Annotated in this window: 14 protein-coding genes; 2 read left to right on the forward strand and 12 right to left on the reverse strand. The window is 59.5% G+C overall.

Annotated elements, in window-relative coordinates; all coding sequences use genetic code 11:
- Positions 1 to 8 precede the first annotated feature (8 nt).
- Entirely contained in the window at positions 9 to 410 is a 402-nt protein-coding gene (locus ACWPVA_RS18160; RefSeq protein WP_454289007.1) for a hypothetical protein, read from the forward strand.
- Between the two features lie 318 nt (positions 411 to 728).
- On the opposite strand, the gene ACWPVA_RS18165 is transcribed toward ACWPVA_RS18160, so the two are convergent.
- From ACWPVA_RS18165 to ACWPVA_RS18185, 5 genes are all read right to left on the reverse strand, one after another.
- Positions 729 to 1,493, reverse strand: coding sequence for an ATP-dependent Zn protease (locus ACWPVA_RS18165; RefSeq protein WP_454289008.1), 765 nt, complete (start codon positions 1,491 to 1,493; stop codon positions 729 to 731).
- A complete protein-coding gene (locus ACWPVA_RS18170) occupies positions 1,490 to 3,409 on the reverse strand; it encodes an ATP-binding protein (protein ID WP_454289009.1) in 1,920 nt (639 codons plus the stop codon). Before ACWPVA_RS18170 ends, ACWPVA_RS18165 begins: the two co-directional genes overlap by 4 nt.
- Positions 3,402 to 3,866: a hypothetical protein gene (locus ACWPVA_RS18175; protein WP_454289010.1), complete on the reverse strand. Its 465-nt coding sequence runs from the start codon at positions 3,864 to 3,866 to the stop codon at positions 3,402 to 3,404. The genes ACWPVA_RS18170 and ACWPVA_RS18175 overlap by 8 nt, the downstream gene beginning before the upstream one ends.
- Before the next feature lie 152 nt (positions 3,867 to 4,018).
- A complete protein-coding gene (locus ACWPVA_RS18180) occupies positions 4,019 to 5,149 on the reverse strand; it encodes a hypothetical protein (protein ID WP_454289011.1) in 1,131 nt (376 codons plus the stop codon).
- Between the two features lie 329 nt (positions 5,150 to 5,478).
- Positions 5,479 to 6,636, reverse strand: coding sequence for a hypothetical protein (locus ACWPVA_RS18185; protein ID WP_454289012.1), 1,158 nt, complete (start codon positions 6,634 to 6,636; stop codon positions 5,479 to 5,481).
- Positions 6,637 to 6,979: 343 nt separating this feature from the next.
- On the opposite strand from ACWPVA_RS18185, the gene ACWPVA_RS18190 reads away from it, so the two are divergent.
- A complete protein-coding gene (locus ACWPVA_RS18190; RefSeq protein WP_454289013.1) occupies positions 6,980 to 7,915 on the forward strand; it encodes an HNH endonuclease in 936 nt (311 codons plus the stop codon).
- A gap of 88 nt (positions 7,916 to 8,003) precedes the next feature.
- On the opposite strand, the gene ACWPVA_RS18195 is transcribed toward ACWPVA_RS18190, so the two are convergent.
- The 7 genes from ACWPVA_RS18195 to ACWPVA_RS18225 all read right to left on the reverse strand — a co-directional run bounded on the left by ACWPVA_RS18195 (position 8,004) and on the right by ACWPVA_RS18225 (position 13,469).
- Positions 8,004 to 8,504, reverse strand: coding sequence for a GIY-YIG nuclease family protein (locus tag ACWPVA_RS18195; RefSeq protein WP_454289014.1), 501 nt, complete (start codon positions 8,502 to 8,504; stop codon positions 8,004 to 8,006).
- A gap of 157 nt (positions 8,505 to 8,661) precedes the next feature.
- Positions 8,662 to 8,871 carry a hypothetical protein gene (locus ACWPVA_RS18200; protein WP_454289015.1) on the reverse strand — a complete coding sequence of 70 codons (210 nt, stop codon included), beginning with the start codon at positions 8,869 to 8,871 and terminating at the stop codon, positions 8,662 to 8,664.
- Between the two features lie 14 nt (positions 8,872 to 8,885).
- Positions 8,886 to 9,374, reverse strand: coding sequence for a hypothetical protein (locus ACWPVA_RS18205; protein ID WP_454289016.1), 489 nt, complete (start codon positions 9,372 to 9,374; stop codon positions 8,886 to 8,888).
- Positions 9,375 to 9,416: 42 nt separating this feature from the next.
- A complete protein-coding gene (locus ACWPVA_RS18210) occupies positions 9,417 to 9,665 on the reverse strand; it encodes a hypothetical protein (RefSeq protein WP_454289017.1) in 249 nt (82 codons plus the stop codon).
- 179 nt (positions 9,666 to 9,844) lie between these two features.
- Positions 9,845 to 10,417, reverse strand: a complete 573-nt coding sequence (locus ACWPVA_RS18215) for a hypothetical protein (protein WP_454289018.1) — start codon at positions 10,415 to 10,417, stop codon at positions 9,845 to 9,847.
- Positions 10,414 to 11,937: a restriction endonuclease subunit S gene (locus tag ACWPVA_RS18220; RefSeq protein ID WP_454289019.1), complete on the reverse strand. Its 1,524-nt coding sequence runs from the start codon at positions 11,935 to 11,937 to the stop codon at positions 10,414 to 10,416. Before ACWPVA_RS18220 ends, ACWPVA_RS18215 begins: the two co-directional genes overlap by 4 nt.
- The gene (locus tag ACWPVA_RS18225; protein WP_454289020.1) at positions 11,934 to 13,469 is read right to left on the reverse strand and encodes an N-6 DNA methylase; all 1,536 of its coding nucleotides are present in this window, start codon (positions 13,467 to 13,469) and stop codon (positions 11,934 to 11,936) included. Before ACWPVA_RS18225 ends, ACWPVA_RS18220 begins: the two co-directional genes overlap by 4 nt.
- Between the last annotated feature and the right edge of the window lie 59 nt (positions 13,470 to 13,528).

Below are 13,528 nucleotides of genomic sequence, written 5' to 3' on the forward strand. Positions count from 1 at the left end.
CGGATCAGATGAACGCCGTTCGGCGCTCACTGCTCGGCAACGGCGGTAAAGACGAAGGCACCGAAGCTGATCCTAGTCAGCTATCACTCATCCTCAGAAGGGCCATCCGGACGGAGAAGGTGGAGCTTGCGCCGAAACGGACGGTCATCGACCCTGTACTTTGCTACGAGCTCATCGAAAACAAGATCGCATTCGCGCTCGTCAAAGCCCTGGTCGACAAGCATCGAGACGATCTTGTCCTGGAACTTCTCAAGCTCGGCTTCCTGCCCCTTCTCGATCGCGCGCCGGATCAGCCAGAACAGGGCAACACGGGCAATGTCATCTCGCTCTGGGCGCCTTGCCCGCCTGTTTGCGTCGCGCAGTGCCTTCTGCCGCTGCCTCGCTGCTTTCAATGTCATAAGCCCTCCTGATAGATTTCTGGCCCTATCATGGTCAGGGGACCAGCGGCGCGGCGCAAGCTTGTTTTGGCTGAATCGAAACCATCGAGTGCTGAATCGGAAATCCAGAGTTCGGAATCAAATAAGCGCAATTTGTTTCGGGTTGCGGGCGCTTTGTTTCAGCGCGAGACAGGTTGCCTGAGGTTGAACGCCGTTGCGGAATCGATCTGCCAGACTTCTGAATCAGAAATCCCGAAGTCGGAATCAAACATGCGCAATTTGTTTCAGATTACCGGCAACGCGAGATGCCTTGCCGACAACTCGAAGTCAGTTGGCTCAAATCGACATCGTTTATCGGATGGCAACGCTGGTCCGGTCATCGAGGATGTCGATCACCGCCTCCCCATCCAGCGCCTGCTGTTCAAACAGAACCGCCGTCAGCCGATCAAGCTTATCCTGGCTTCCGGTGAGCAGATCCATCGCCTTCGCCAACGCTTTCTCAAGCCGAGCATGGACACGAGCGGCCAGATCCGGCTGCGCGTCGAGCACCACGGTCGGATCCTTGCCATCCCGGTATAGGAGCGGCTGCACTGCCCCAAAGCCAAGACTGCGCTCAAGGGCCAGGGCAAGCCCGGTCGCACGCGCGAGATCACTGTCTTCTGATCCGGCCGAGCCGACGGAGACGGAGCAGAAGACAATCTGCTCTGCCGCCCGCCCGGCCAACAACATCGCCAGCAGGTCCTCGCGATAGCTCAGCGTGTCACTGCCGGATCGTTGGAAAGCCAACAGACTATACCCCCCATCGGGCATATCGATCGTGATCCCCTTGATCGGCCCGAGCTTCAGGGCATGATGGACGATCGCATGGCCCGCCTCATGGACAGCGAAGCGCCAGCGTAGATCATGCGGAAGCTGAGGCCTGTTCATGCGGATGCCGTCTTCCAGATCCTGGTAGCGCATAGGACGCCTCTGTCGGCGAGCGACCTGACGCGCCTCGCGAACAACCCGCTCGACATCAGCCCCCGTTAGCCCCATCGCGCGGGTCCCCAGACGCTTCAGAACCGATTGAACATTACTCTCGATCGGTGCGGTATTGGTCATGACTTGATCCGTCATTGTCTTCCTCCATTCAGCGCCGTTTCTCGGCTGAGGCTGTTGTCTGCATCCGGGGCCGGCTCGGCGATCCCGGGTTTCCCCTCGTTTGGCACCTGTCCCTCGGCGACCAGAGCCTTCAGATCCTCGCCGAGATGATGCCGGAAGATTTCGGCCAGCGTGGCGGTATCAGGCCTGGGGATCTCGATGTGGGTTTCCAGCCGCCCGGAGCGTTTCAAGGCCTCGTCGATCTGCTCTGGCCTGTTAGTTGCGCCGACGACAATGAGGCCTTCGCCCTTCACCGCACCATCGAGGAGTTCGAGCGCTTTGTTGACGACACCGTTCCAGTAGTCCGCGTATTCCCGCTCTGCCGGCTGGCGTTTTCCGATGCCATCGATCTCGTCGATGAATAGGATCGCAGGTGCCGCGGCACGCGCCTCGGCAAAAGTCCGGGTCATACGATTGAGCACGTCGCTTAGATGCGCACCCTGGAGCCAGGTCGACACCGAACTGACGACAAGCGGCACTCGGAGGCTATTGCAAAGCGCCCGTGTAAATGTCGTCTTGCCAGTCCCTGGTGGTCCCGAGAGAAGCAGTTTCGTGCTCATGTCAGACCAAGGCAGGATCGAGGCGCGATAGTCATCAAGATCTGCTTTGAGATCAAGCGCCCAGGTTTTGGCTTTGCCGTATCCAGGGAGCGTCTCGATCGCGAGGCTCGGCGGGCTCCCGTCTTCGCCCCAAGGCTCCGGCTGGATGACTTCCGCCCCGGACGGCTTGTCGCGTCTCCACCCGCCACTACTACTGTCTTGCCCCGAATCGGACTTTTCATGGCTTGCCTTGCCCGGCTTTTGCTTCGACGACCTAGAGCTAGTTGAGGAGCCGTCGCTCTCATCCTCGTCATTGTCGCCATCGCGCGCCGCAATGCGATTGCGCTCGGTGAGCGACGCAAGGATCGCAACGACCTCGGAGGCACTGCGCCCAGGCCTGAACGCGAGCACGACATCATCGATCGTGAGGTAATGAACATCATAGGCGTTTGCCCACCGATCGAGTGGCAGCCTGCCGCTTGGGCCGTAGATAGCTTCGAGCATTAGGACGAGGAACGGGTAGTCGAGCCTCCCGCCCGCCAGGTTGATGTCGGCCGAAATAGTGATCTCGTCCGGGATATCTTTCGCATCTTCGCAGATCGCAACGACGGGATAGTCACGCCGCAACGCATTCAGCAGCCGACGCTGCAGATTACCGCCTGCCACGCGACGCAGGAGGTGACCGAGCAAGAGGACGTATGTCCTTCCTGGGCCTTCGTCGCCGGCGATGGTCATGTCGTCATAAACATACTCACCATCGAGACCTTTCAGATCGCCGCCGGGAATAAAGCCGGGGACTTCGATCAGCCGTCGGATTGCGGGTTCGAAGCCAATGATCGGCGCATGCAAGGCGATCACCGGAGCAGGCATGGCTGCCGCGCGGACCATCGAGGCCAGGGTCACCCGTGTTGTCTCCATGGTGCGGGCCAAGACGATCGCCGCAATCATGTTGCTGACGAGCGGACCTTTGCCTGCCTGACCGATGAGGCTGAGGGCATAGGCGCGCTTTTCATGATCAGCATCAGACAGGCGCTCATTTTTGGAACCGGACTTCCGCCGAGATGCCCACTGCAGCGCCAAGGGTGAAGGTGTGCTTTCGACCTTGATGCCGTCGAACGGCTGAGGCGACGGCTGCAGATAGCCGCCGAAGTGCCGCTGCACCCATGCCACGTCTGCCTCACGATCACCGGAGAGGCGCGAGGTATCGAACTTAGGCGTATAGCGGCGCACCACGTGACCACCGATTTCGATGGCCGTCACGTCGAGCAACCCGTTCCGCAGCGCATTGCGCCTCGCCTCCCGCTGGGCAAGCTGTTCGAGCCGGTGAACGAACAAGCGCGCGATCTTACTCATCGCTTTTTCCCTCCTCGGTTTCGGCAATTATTGCCGAAGCTGATCCGGGCAGGTCTCGCGCTCGCAACGCGCGTTTCCTGAGACTGCCTGGCTCTGGCCGGGGACGCTCGCGAACCCTGCGGCGCTGGCGCTGCATGGCGGTGTTGCGGTTACGCTTGGCGAGCCAGTCCATAACCACGCCGCAAGCTGGGTCGCCCTGCTCGATATGGACCAGCAGGTGGGCCATCACGCGAGGCGGCACGATGCCGGTCAGCCCTTCTTGGGTTCGAACGTGACCAAGTGCGAGGCCGATCGCGACGGCAGGATCATCCGTGGGCGATTGATCGGTGGGGGCACTCCGGGTGCGCAGCAAGGCATCGTGGGGACGGTGGCAGTCGAGTGTCGTCGATAGGGTATTCGGGGCAACCGCTTCGCAACGCATGTGCGGCAGCCTCTCGGAATAGGTTTCGGAAGACATGGGAACTCCTTGGCCGAACCCGCATCAGGGTCCGGCACCAACAGGGAATGGGAATGGTCAGGAAAGCCACGCGCGCAAAGCCATCGTGGTCACCGCCTGCAGCCGGACGGCAAGCGTCTGGCTGCAGCGTTCAGATCATCGAGCGGTTCAGGTCAATGCGCCCCAGGGCGCCTGGCATAGCCGACGCGGAAGAAGACGGGACGCGGCTCATCATCGTCCATTATATCGACCCGCTCGAAGCGTTCTTCGTCCCATGGGTCGCGAAGCGGATCGTCGTCGAACGACCGGGCTGCCATCTCTTCCTCGAACGATCGGCTCGGACCATTAAGATTGATCCGCGACGGTTTCGGCGCAATCAGCGCGGCTTCAGTAGCGGCCGCAAGTTCGACGGCCCGCTTGTCCACCCCGATCGCCTTACGCGCTTCGACCTCGAGAAGCTGCTGCACCCGGGCACCGAAGCGGCGACGCAGTTCGGCCATGCAGGCCGCGGCTCCATCGATCTCCAGGAGGTCGTCAATCTCGGAGAGCGCCCAGATACCCGCGGCGTGATCACTCGGACGGCTGGCTCCATCGACGATCGCCACCTCGACCGTATCGACCATCATGCGTTTTTGGGTCTTATAGAGCCAGTCCGGCAAGACCATCGCGGCCGCCATCATCTTGGTCTTGAGTTCCTCGAGCCGGCTTGTGTCGCCATAAGAGGCAAGCGATCGCTTGAGGTCGAGGATGTACGCCGTGTGTCTGGCGCGGTTCACGACGATGAGGTCTGGCGTGTAGCTGCCCTTTGCCGGTGACTCGCAATCGAGCTTGATACCGTCGAGGCTCGACCAGTTGTTGCCGGAGACAGCTTCAAGCGCAGCTTTGACCAATGGCAGTTTGAGGGACTGCGTCAGCACCAACACATTCGGGTTGGCTCGGGCCACCCGTTCGAATGCATATTCAAGTAGCTTCCCCTCCCGGAACGAGACGGCTCGCACGAGAGAGGCGATGTGAACGTAGTGGCCCAAGATCTCGTCTTCAGTGGGCTCACCGTCCGTGATCGCGGTAATGGCGCGATCGATGAGGAGATCGAGATCGGCCTCCACGTCCTCGAAGCGGACGAGGTGCGGATGGCGGCGCAGCACGGCGGGTTCGCACGCCGGTGCAGAAAGTGCGTTGCGGCCAAAGCCGAACGGACGCGGGCGGGAGCCTAAGCTACCGAAGCCGGTATCGGCGCTGCCCATGAGTTTGGTGGTCGAACGGAGAACTTCCCCCTGAGGGGTTTGAGAAGTAAACGTGGTCATAGCCCGATTCCTTTGTACGAAGGCTTGAGGGTCAGGCCCTTGTCGATGTTACCAGCATCGGCTTGGGCCGCTTGCTCCGTTGATCCGGAACGCCCTTAACCTGGCAGGACCCGAGCCGGGGCTCAAGGACCCAAACCAGCAAAATGAGAACGAAGCCGGTACAAGGTTAACGGCGGGCTCACAGCTTCCGGAAATCGATCGCATCTGAGATCGCCGATCAAATCCCATCCTCAATCAGGTCGGCACTGATCCCCAAAATTGAAAAGGGCCGACAGGCGGCCCTTTCGAGTTCGATGGCAAAATAGACAGTCAGGCCTTCCGATCGGACATCAGGCTGCTGGTGCTGATTCAAGTTTGGCATCGCCGCGGACGACAGGACGCGGACCGCGGGTTTGTGGTTTGGCGAGAGCTTCCGACAAAGTCGGGATCGTATTCTTCCTTTCTGGGGCGGTAAGGTTCACCCTGGCGTCGATACCGAACCCGGCAAACATCGACTCCAAACCTTCCTTCAGTGTCGGAAAGGTCTCGGCTTCGGGTTTCGAGCCCTTTACCGGCTTCGCCATCTTCGCCGGCGCCACATCAACGGAAGCGGCTTTAACCTTCAACGCTTTCGATTCTGGCGGTTTCGGCGATACCCAGTTCAAATTTGGGAGCACTTCGTTTTCCAACCACGCCCGAAGCCCCGCTTTATCGGGCCAGGTTTCTTCGCTGCCCATGTTGTATAGCAGATCTCCAACGGCCGCCCATTTCGTCCGATCCGGGATCATGGTGGAGTTGATGTGGTTAGCTGCTTCGGGGTGCGGTGTGACGAACTGAGCAAGGCTTTTCAATTCCGCCCTTGCTAGCCGTGCAGTCATAGCCGTCTTTTCAACAAGTGCCTTCTTGACGATGTTTTGCTTTGGAAGCGCTTCCTCGACGTGCGAACGGATTTCATTCACGTGCGTGATGAATGACTTCATCCCTTCGCGGACCTTGAGCGCAACGATAGCCTTAAGCCCGTCAGGGCCGCCGACATCAAAGGGATCGACTTCCTCCTGTTCGGCACCTTCCTTGGACCCGGAAATGATTGCCGTTACGTCCTGGACCCTTAGACGGCCAGTTTCCCGCGCCACGCCGATCGCTTGCTCGATCTGCTCGGGGCTTGCCGAACTCAGCTTGCCGACAACGGTTGGGCCGACGGCGAACTCGACGAGAACCTCCTTGTACGCAACCAGGTTACGTGCCGTGGCGCGCAATGTCCGGATGTGGCGTGCCGTGTAGCCGCACCGCTCGGCCGCCCATTGCTCCACGGTTCCCTCTGGCAGCAGGGTGGCCGCCTTCTCAAGATGCTCGCCAAGTTCGAATGTCTCTTCGGTGGAGCGTCGCGTCGCGCTGATGAGAAGGATTGCAGTGCTTTCGAGGCGGCTCTTAATGTCCTCCGGGACACCATGGGCCTTATAGAACTGCTCGGCGGATGCGGCGGGCGGCGTCTTTGTAGTGTTGGGCATGCGATTACTCCTGTGTTGTTTTCATGTTGCAGACTGCTGTGAAGTCGGCCCATCAATTATGAGCCAAAATAAAGTAATGTCAAATCAGTAACGACTAACGTAATTGTCAACAATTAGCATTTTGCTTAGATCTTTACTTTAGATACTTCAGAAATCGGACCCATCCACAGGCCGTAGCTCTTTGTTGCTTCATTGCCACCCAAGTAAATCCCAAGCTCCCTTTTGGCTGTCGCAGACCGCCAAAACCACCCCTAGGAGCCCATCACTTGCGCTTCCCATGATCCGCGCGACCTGGTAGCCAAAAACGAACGGCGGGGAGCGCTTTGCGAGGGATCGGCGTGCAATGACGAAGGCAGTTCTAACGACCAAGGTCGATCCGACTTATGACGACCTTCCGGAGCAGCGGTATCATTTCCCGCGCACCTATCTGCGGCAGGTCGAGGCAGCGCGCGGAGACTGGATCGTCTATTACGAGCCACGTCGGCCCAGCGGTGATCTGATGAAGATGGGTGGCAGGCAGGCTTATTTCGCGACGGCCCGGATCATCGACATAATCGAGGATCCTTCAAAGGCCGACCACTTCTACGCGCTGGTTGATGATTTTCTGCCCTTCGACCACGCCGTCCCCTTCAAGGAACGGGCACACTACTATGAGAGCGGCCTGCAGAAAGACGACGGCTCGACGAACAAGGGGGCCTTCGGTCGCGCGGTCCGCAACATTTCCGACGCCGAATACGACCTGATCCTCGCGGCTGGCTTCGCGCATGTGCTGGGCAAGCGGGATCGGGAACGCGCAGCACCGGATCCGGTCGAGGAGGCGCGCATTGGCTTTGGTCATAATCCGCAGATGCCTTATGAGGCCGACAGAGTCGACCGGAGGATTGTCTCGCAGGTGTTGCAGCGGCCGTTCCGCGACCGGGCGTTTTCCGTGGCGATCAAATCCGCCTATCAGGACACCTGCGCCGTCACCGGCATAAAGCTAATTAATGGCGGTGGGCGATCGGAGGTGCAGGCGGCGCACATTCGTCCGGTGGCCGATGGCGGCCCGGACAGCGTCCGCAATGGCTTGGCGCTCTCTGGAACCGTGCACTGGATGTTCGACCGCGGCCTGATCTCCGTCGATGATGATTATAGCCTGCTGATCGCAAATGGTGGCGTTCCCGACACTGTGACACGGCTCATCAATCCGGAGCGACGCCTGCTTGTTCCGGCACGCGCCGACGAGCGGCCGCATTCGCAGTTTCTGCAGTACCACCGCAAGGAGAAGTTTAAGGGCTGAAGATGCGGAAATCATTTCCGGCCTGACTCCAAGCAATCCCCCACTCGCGGAGACCAATTCGGGTCAATGATTGGGCTGATCTGGTTTCTCACCCCTGCCGAAGGATGACTGCCAGTTTCGATACGATTTCCGTTTCCGTGGGTCCGCGAATGATCTCTCCGTTGCTGGGCAGCTTGTATTTCGAAAAATGCGCCAGTAGTGCCTGTTCTATCCGGCGGGCGTCATCTTCGCTTCCAGTCGCTTGACTGCAGGCAGGTTTCCAGGTGAGGCCAGTCACTTCCGAAGCCATGGGAGCCTGATAGGCCGCGCAACGGGCAGCAGGGTCGCTGGCATAGCCGATCTTGAAGGCAAGGTCGCGACCTTGTCGATCCTTCAGCGCAAGGACGTAGACATACCATAAATCATGCTCGCCGAAGGCGCCGCTGAACGCGCCCTCGTGTTTGGGCGCCAACTTGCTGTTCTTGTGGGCGACCAGACCGCGTCCGAGCAGTGGTCTCGGCTCAGCCAGCGAGACCGGGCGACGCGCGAGTGCTAGCAGCGGAGCCGCGGCCTCCGGATCGAGCTCGACGACGGTCGATTGTGCCCGCACATGATGGGCGCCGGTCAGAGGGCCGACGAGGCGCGAGAAGGTATTCTCCGGTGACGTGATTTCCCAGACCGATATCGGATGCAGCGCATAGGGGAACTCGCTTGCCGCACGCTCGTGTTGCCGCTGGTGTCGATCTGGTCCATGTAATCGATCGTGTTCACTTCGAGAGATGAGACCTGATAGAGGCCAAGGACGCGGCCTTGGCTCCTCGCTGTGTCGCCTCCCCCTTGGTGCCAACGGTGAAGACATAGTCACCTTCAGTTAGGGCCTTGTTGGCCTGCGTGCGGGCGGCCTTGGAGCCGAAGGTCAACGGCCAGCACGGGTCGCCGGGCGGTCCCCAGACATAGGTGAAAAAGACCTTCGGCATCCGTCCCTCCGCGCTCACGTCTCAGTGTCGTGTAATGCAGCCCACTCGAACACCCGCTGCTGCTGATCCTTTAGAAAGGCTTTCTCATCGGCGACAGCATATCCGAGGGAGCGCGCCGCCTCGCAGAACCCTTTGAGGGTAGACGGCTCCATGTGGCCGTCGGCCAGGTTCGGCTGGTTGACGATGATGGCGCTCAGTAGCGGCCATCCCTTGCGATGCGCATATTCGATCAGGTCGCCCAGATGCTGGTTGGCGGCGTAGCGTACCCTTGACCATTCAACCTCGCTCTCGTCCGCCAACTGCTTGTAGGACAGGAACCGCCGCTCTTTCGCGGCCTTGAGAACAGCGCTGAATGTCTTCTCGAAATCCAACCCGGCGCCTTTGCGGCGGGCCATTTCGGACAAAGCTTCGAGGTAATAGGGGTCGTCAACCCGCTGGAGCCTTTGATAGTTGGCGATCAGGTTGGCGAGTTGTTTGTCATCCCATTGGTCGACCGGCTTCAATAACGCCTCCTCCTTTTGTCATCCTGCCGAACCTACACGACACTATTTCAGCGACCAGACGCCACGCTTCGGGCTTAGGACCGTTCCCTCCAGGCGCAATTGCCAGCGAGCAAAACGTACCTCCTTCTCAAACAGGTTCTCGCCGTCGCTTGTCAGACCTGAAAGGTCGGCGGCAGGCACAGGTTCATTCTTCCGGATCCAGTCGTAGACGGCCTTAGGAGTTGACGGTCCAAGTGTCGTCAGAGCGTCGACCACCCAGAGGCAGTAGGTTGCGCGAGAAGCGGCAGGCATGAAAAATCTCCGAAATATGCGGTGGTCTAAAGTCTTTATCCAAGGCGCGGGACGAGCTTTCGGCAAGCGCACGAAGCAAAGGTCCAAAGCCTATTTGTGCGGTTTTGCAGTTGTGAATCGTATTGCTGCGGGAGTAACCCATTTGCGGCGTCGCACCGAGCTCAGGGGCAACGACCAGGCTAGAGACGCTCCTTTTTGTCTTCTTCAGGCCAGAGAAGGTAGCATTGCGTTGGCCATAGAACATGCATCCCATCCTCTCCTTCTGTCAGCCGACATCTGCTCATGTCGAGATGGACAAGACCATCCGAATCCTGCAGTTCAAGTCGCCTTGGCTTTACGGACTTGACGACCGTCCAGTGCTCGTATTTGCCGCCAATTCCAAGAATTGCGACTTGTCGCTTATTCAGATCGACATGGTTTTCCAGAGCCGACCAGAATTCCCCAATGTCATCCGGAATCTGCTTCATGGCCGTCTGACGCTTGATCTTCTTACCAGTTTCGCCAGAACGACGCCGGCTGGCCACATCAATCAGTTTGCCCATATCGCGAAAGTTGATGCCATGATGGATGATTGAACCAATCCCCCTTCCATCATCGAGCAGATCAACGAGATAAACAAAGAGAGCCTTGCGTTCGTCGTCGTCCATTTTCCAGTTTTCGATCAGGTCGACGCTGTTGATAATCGAGTATATTCCGCACAACCCGTCCAGCTTGCCCTGCGCGACGGCTTGGCGACCGATTTTTCCGCTCATATGTTCCTCCCACGCCCACGTCTCAATTGCGGTGCCGCCTCGCGCTCGGCGCGGATGCGGGCGAGGAGGTGTTCGGCGGGTTCGTCATTTTCGTCCTGGGGGACCAGTTCGCCGCGGAAGGCTTTGGCCAGCTTCGCCTCGTCCAGCCGGCCCACCAGTTCCAGCGCGCGCTTGGCTTCTTTCGCCAGTCGGTCGATCTTGGCGAAGGCGGATTCGATGCGGCGGACGATTTCGTGTTGTTCTTCGAGGGGTGCGAGACAAATTTGCATCGCGCGGACTTCGGGAAAATAGATGGTCGTGTGAGTGGTTCCCTTGCCGAACTCTCGGATGTCGTCGCCCTCTGCCATCAAGGCGTACATGAGAAACTTCGGCACCAAGGCTTCCGTGCATGTCCAGGTGACGAAATCCTGGCTGGTTGCCATGGGTTTGCCCATGATTGTCACGTATCCAACGGAGGCGGTTCGGGACAGGCAAACAGTTCCGGTGGGCAACAGTCGGGCTGCAGAGTTGGCAAGACCTTCGTTGTTAGTGGTCTGGATCGTCTCTTCGATTACCCTTCCATGATTTGCACCTGCGTCTTTGATGCCGATCCAAGGAATATCACCGTCCCACCACTCGGGATGTGACCGGCTTGGGGTGTGTCCCGTTTCCTGACGAGCGACACGGCTCAGCGGCAGCCATTGCCATTTTGGAGGCGCCTGGCGAAGCGGGGTGTTAACAGCCAATGCGGCTTTTCCTTGGATCACTCTGTCAGTTGCGTCCCGACCACCTCTCGGCTGAGGTGGCGTCGGGGTGCGATCGATCAGATCTGACGCGGCCTGGAGGTCAGCTCTTCTTGTCCTCCAAGCGGATGTCATCTCTCCAAGATAGGCAGACCTGAGCACGGCCTGCTTGTAGCGGGAGACGAGGGTTTCGATGCGGGCGAGTTCGGTGCGGGCGCGGGCGGATTTCGCGTTCAGCGCATCCAGCTTGGCCACGATCCGCTTTTGCTCGGCTAGGGGCGGGAGACAAATGTGAAGTGCACGGATCTCCGGGAAATAGATGGTGGTATGCGTCGTGCCTTTACCGAACTTCCGCAACCCTTCGCCTTCGGCGATAAGTGCCTTGACCAAAAACTCCGGTACCAAGGCTTCCGAGCAGGTCCAGGTTACAAAGTCCTGGCTGGTCGCCATGTCGCGTCCCATTATCGTGACATATCCGACCGAAGCGGTGCGAGACAAGCAAACGGTGCCCTTCGGCAGCAAACGAGCAGACGAGTTTGCCAATCCAAGCGGGTTAGTGGTTTGCAACGTGTCTTGAATTACGCCGCCATGGTGGAGCCGCGCATCCCTGATCCCAATCCAAGGAATGTCGCCTCCCCACCACTCCGGATGAGATCGACTGGGCGTATGGCCGGTCTCCTGTCGCGCGACTGAATTTACCGGCACCCAAACCCATCCCGGAGGGACTGGTTCGTTCGGCTTGTTAACTGCCAGTCCAGCACGCCCTCTGATGAGCATGCTCGAAACCTGAGGGCTCATTCCGCTGCCTCCGGCAACTCGTCGCCCAGCTCCGCCATCAGCGCCTCGATCTCCAGCGTCGCGGCCTGCAGATGGCCAAGGATGGCGGCGGCGATATCGTCGGGTTCGATAAGGCCTTCTTCGGCCTCTTCCTCTGCCTCGCGCAGCCAGGCGATATCGAGATTGTCGCCACGGGCAGCGATGGCCTGACGGGTGAACTCTCGCCAGCGGCCGGCTTCACCTTCATCCGGGCCGCGCTCCTTGCCGTAAGGGTCCTTGCCAAAGGCTTGTTCAAACCCTTCGAAATGGGCTTCCGTCAGCGGCGTCGTCTTGCCGAATTTCGGCATCTGCGCACGCAGGTCATAGATCCAGACGGATTTGGTGTTCGCACTCTCGGTCTTGGCCCTCGTCAGAAAGATGACATTAGTCTTGACGCCTTGCGCATAAAAAATGCCGGTGGGCAGGCGCAGGATGGTGTGCAGGTCGCACCAATCCATCATCATGCGCCGCAGTTCTTTCCCACGTCCGTCTTCGAACAGCACATTGTCCGGCACGACGATGGCCGCGCGGCCACCGGGCTGCAGGGCGCGGATGCAGTGTTCGACAAAGGGAAGCTGGTAGGAGGAGACGTTTGCGGTGACCGAAAGGTCATCGCGGGTCGGCGCGCCGCCTGCCGGGCCGAAGGGCGGATTGGTGAGGATCAGATTGGCGCGACCGAGGCCCTTGCCCTTGTCGGAGAGCGTGTCGCCGAGATCGACATGGTCGCCGTCGATATCGTGCAGATAAAGGTTCATCAGCAGCAGGCGCAGCGTGCCCGGCACGTTTTCCATGCCGTGAATGGCGCGGCGCTTCTGGAACTCCTGTTCCTTTTCGCCGAGATCAAGATAGTCGTCGGTGCGCGCCTTCATGTAGCGATCGGCAGCAATCAGGAAGCCGCCTGTGCCGGCGGCCGGATCCTGGATCACCTCGCCGGGTTCTGGCTGCATGAGGCGGACCAGAAGCTCGATCAGCACACGGGGGGTGAAATACTGACCGGCACCGCGCTTGGTTTCTTCAGCGTTCTTTTGCAGCAGGCCTTCATAGAGATCGCCGAATTGGTCGCGCTCTTCGGAGAACCAGTCGAGCTCGTCGATGGCTGTGACCAGCGTCGTGAGATTCTGCGGCTCGCGGAGGAAGGTGGAGGCGTTGTCGAAGATCTTTTGCACCATCTCCGGCAGCGGGCGGGCATCGGCATAACGCTTGCGCTCTTCGGGGCTGGCCCCTTCGCCGGGTGGCGCGAGGAGAACATCGTCTTCGCCGAGCCTTGAGCTGGCGGCGCCGAGGGTAACGAGAACCTTGCGGTAATGTTCGAGCTTTGCCAGACCGTTTGCCGCGACCAGATCCGCCCAGCGCATGCCCTTGGGCAGGCTGCCCGTCTCGCGGTTGCGCTCGGCCATCATCTTCAGAAACAGCAGATAAGTCAGCTCGGTGACATATTGCTGATAGGTGATGCCGTCCTTGCGCAGGACCGTGCAGAGGCGCCAGAGTTTCTGGACGATGGCATTGGCATTCATGGCTTGATTCTCATCTGATCCGGGATCGTGATTGCGGTTTTAGTGATCAGCCGTCGATG

It is taken from the genome of Rhizobium arsenicireducens, assembly GCF_964021225.1.